Below are 2,541 nucleotides of genomic sequence, written 5' to 3'. Positions count from 1 at the left end.
GGACTAAACCGCTCGCGCGGTAGGGGCTACGGTCTGACGCTGGAGGTGAGGGAGAGGCCGGTCACGCGGCTTTATGTTGGCGAATGAGGCAATCCGCCTCGTTCTTCAGCAGGAGCCGAATCATGACCTCCTTACCAGCAAACGTCAGCCCATTGCGCCAGCGCATGATCGACGACATGCGCATGCGCCAGCTTGCCCCCAGGACGCAGGACATCTATCTGCACATCGTGCGTGAGTTCACCCGGTTTCTCGGGCGCTCGCCAGACACAGCCACCGTCGAGGACCTGCGCCGCTACCAGCTCTATCTGGTCGACCACGGCACATCAGCCGTGTCGCTGAATCACGCGATCACCGGACTGAAGTTCTTCTTTACGGTGACGCTCGACCGGCCCGAACTGATGGTCAGGATGCGACCCGTGCGTGTGCCCCGCGTATTGCCCGTCGTGCTCAGTCCCGACGAAGTGCGGCGGCTTATCGAGGCCGCCGGCAACCTGAAGCACCAGACCGCGTTGTCGGTCGCGTACGGCGCGGGGCTACGCGCCAGCGAAGTGGTCGCGCTGAAGGTCGCCGACGTCGACAGCGAACGCATGACACTGCGTATCGAGCAGGGCAAGGGCCGTCGTGACCGCTACGCCATGCTCTCGCCGGTGCTGCTCGAGCGTCTGCGTGTGTGGTGGCGCGTGGCCCGTGCGCAGGGCAAGATGCCCGATGGTGGGTGGCTGTTTCCCGGGCTCGATCCGCTCGATCAGTTGAGCACGCGGCAACTGAACCGCGCCATTCATGCCGCCGCCGAGGCTGCGCACATCGACAAACGTGTATCCATGCACACGCTGAGGCACAGCTTCGCGACACACCTCCTTGAACAGAAGGTAGACATTCGCGTGATCCAGGTGCTGCTCGGCCATGCCAAGCTCGAGAACACCGCGCTCTACGTCCAGGTGGCCACCGACCTGCTGCGCGAGGTCACCAGTCCGCTGGACCGTCTGCCCCCCGAGTCGGCCCCTGTGCTTTAGCGCCTCATGCTGGAGGTTGCGGACATCTTCCGCAGCCACGGGCCAGCATGGCGGGCTACAACGCACCTGAGCCTGGGGCAGCTGAAGGTTATGTCGGCCATCGAACGGTGCCGCACGGCGGCACTGGGCGGGCATGTGCTGCGCTGTTCAGGCTGCGCAAGGACAGAGGTGTCCTTCAACTCGTGCCGCAACCGGCATTGCCCGAAGTGCCAGGCCAGCGCCGCACACCGCTGGCTGGAGGCACGTCAGGCCGATCTGCTACCCGTCGAATACTTCCACGTCGTCTTCACGCTTCCCGCGCCCGTCAGTGCGATCGCCTGGTACAACAAACGGATCATCTACGGCCTGCTGCTCGACATCGCCGCCGACACCCTGCGCACGATCGCCGCCGATCCCCGGCATCTCGGCGCGCAGATCGGGGCCACGCTCGTCCTGCACACCTGGGGCTCGGCACTCACGCATCATCCCCACGTGCACGGCATCGTACCCGGCGGCGGACTCTCTCCCGATGGCGAGCGCTGGATTGCGTGCCGGCCCGGCTTCTTCCTGCCGGTGCGCGTGCTCTCACGCCTGTTTCGCCGGCGCTTCCTCGAAGCGCTCGAAGCGGCACACCGGCATGGCCAGCTACAGTTCTTCGGTGAGTACGCCGGGCTCGCTGATCCCGCCACCTTTGCGCGGTGGCTTGCGCCAATGCATAAATGCGAATGGGTGGTCTACGCCAAGCACCCATTCGCCGGACCGAAGGCGGTGCTTGAATACCTCTCACGCTACACGCACCGCGTCGCCATCTCCAACCAGCGCCTGGTCGCCTTCGATGAGCGTGGCGTGACGTTCCGCTGGAAGGACTACCGTGCGAAGGGACGCACCCGCTACAAGACCATGACGCTGGAGGCCAGCGAATTCATGCGCCGTTTCCTGCTCCATGTGCTGCCCGGTGGATTCCACCGGATCCGTCACTACGGACTGCTTGCGAACCCGGTGCGCTGCGCCAGGCTCGCGAGGATACGCGATCTGCTGCACGTCGTACCCGAAATCCGCCCGCCAACGGACGACGCCATCATCGAAGTCCGGCCCGTCTTCACCTGCCGGCACTGCGGCGCGCCGATGATCGTCATCGATATCCTCGCGCGCAGCGCCCCGATCCGCGCACCGCCGATGCGCCGGGATCAGACATGAACTACACGGGTCCTCGATATCCGAACCGACCGTCGGCTTTGCGGCAACGCAGCCCACGAGAGGACGTTTGCGTGTGTCGCTTCGCAAAGCGCTTCGCCCACCCACTTCATCACCGTGAATGCACGACTGCACCGCTTCGCTCCGGCGTTAGCGACGCTCCGGCACCCCGCCTGAGCGTGCCGCATCCTGCACCACAGAGCATAGCGGCCTATCAATCGCCATAGCCACGAAGCCTCCAGCCGCACCGGCGCACCCCGCGGTTTCCTCCATCGGGTTTATTCGACGCCTGCCGACACGGGCGGATGCATGCACATTCCTGCGGCCGATGGCAGGCATCGAATAAACCTTAACG

General features: G+C 64.9%; 2 protein-coding genes. Both read left to right on the top strand.

Translation table 11 applies throughout. The annotated features are described in order from the left end of the window. The first annotated feature begins 122 nt into the window (after positions 1–122). A complete protein-coding gene (locus BCA01S_RS34155) occupies positions 123–1,013 on the top strand; it encodes a site-specific integrase (protein WP_027780680.1) in 891 nt (296 codons plus the stop codon). Positions 1,014–1,019: 6 nt separating this feature from the next. Next, positions 1,020–2,189, top strand: a complete 1,170-nt coding sequence (locus BCA01S_RS34150) for an IS91 family transposase (protein WP_027780679.1) — start codon at positions 1,020–1,022, stop codon at positions 2,187–2,189. Positions 2,190–2,541: the final 352 nt, after the last annotated feature.

Source organism: Paraburkholderia caledonica NBRC 102488 (genome assembly GCF_000685095.1).
In the GTDB taxonomy this organism is placed as follows: domain Bacteria; phylum Pseudomonadota; class Gammaproteobacteria; order Burkholderiales; family Burkholderiaceae; genus Paraburkholderia; species Paraburkholderia caledonica.
The sequence above is the reverse complement of the archived record's forward strand: the minus strand, read 5'-3'. Positions and strand labels throughout refer to the sequence as shown.

Excerpts from the sequence above, each read along its gene's own strand:
- BCA01S_RS34155 (WP_027780680.1), top strand. The coding sequence starts at position 123 with ATGACCTCCTTACCAGCAAACGTCAGCCCATTGCGCCAGCGCATGATC.
- BCA01S_RS34150 (WP_027780679.1), top strand. The coding sequence starts at position 1,020 with ATGCTGGAGGTTGCGGACATCTTCCGCAGCCACGGGCCAGCATGGCGG.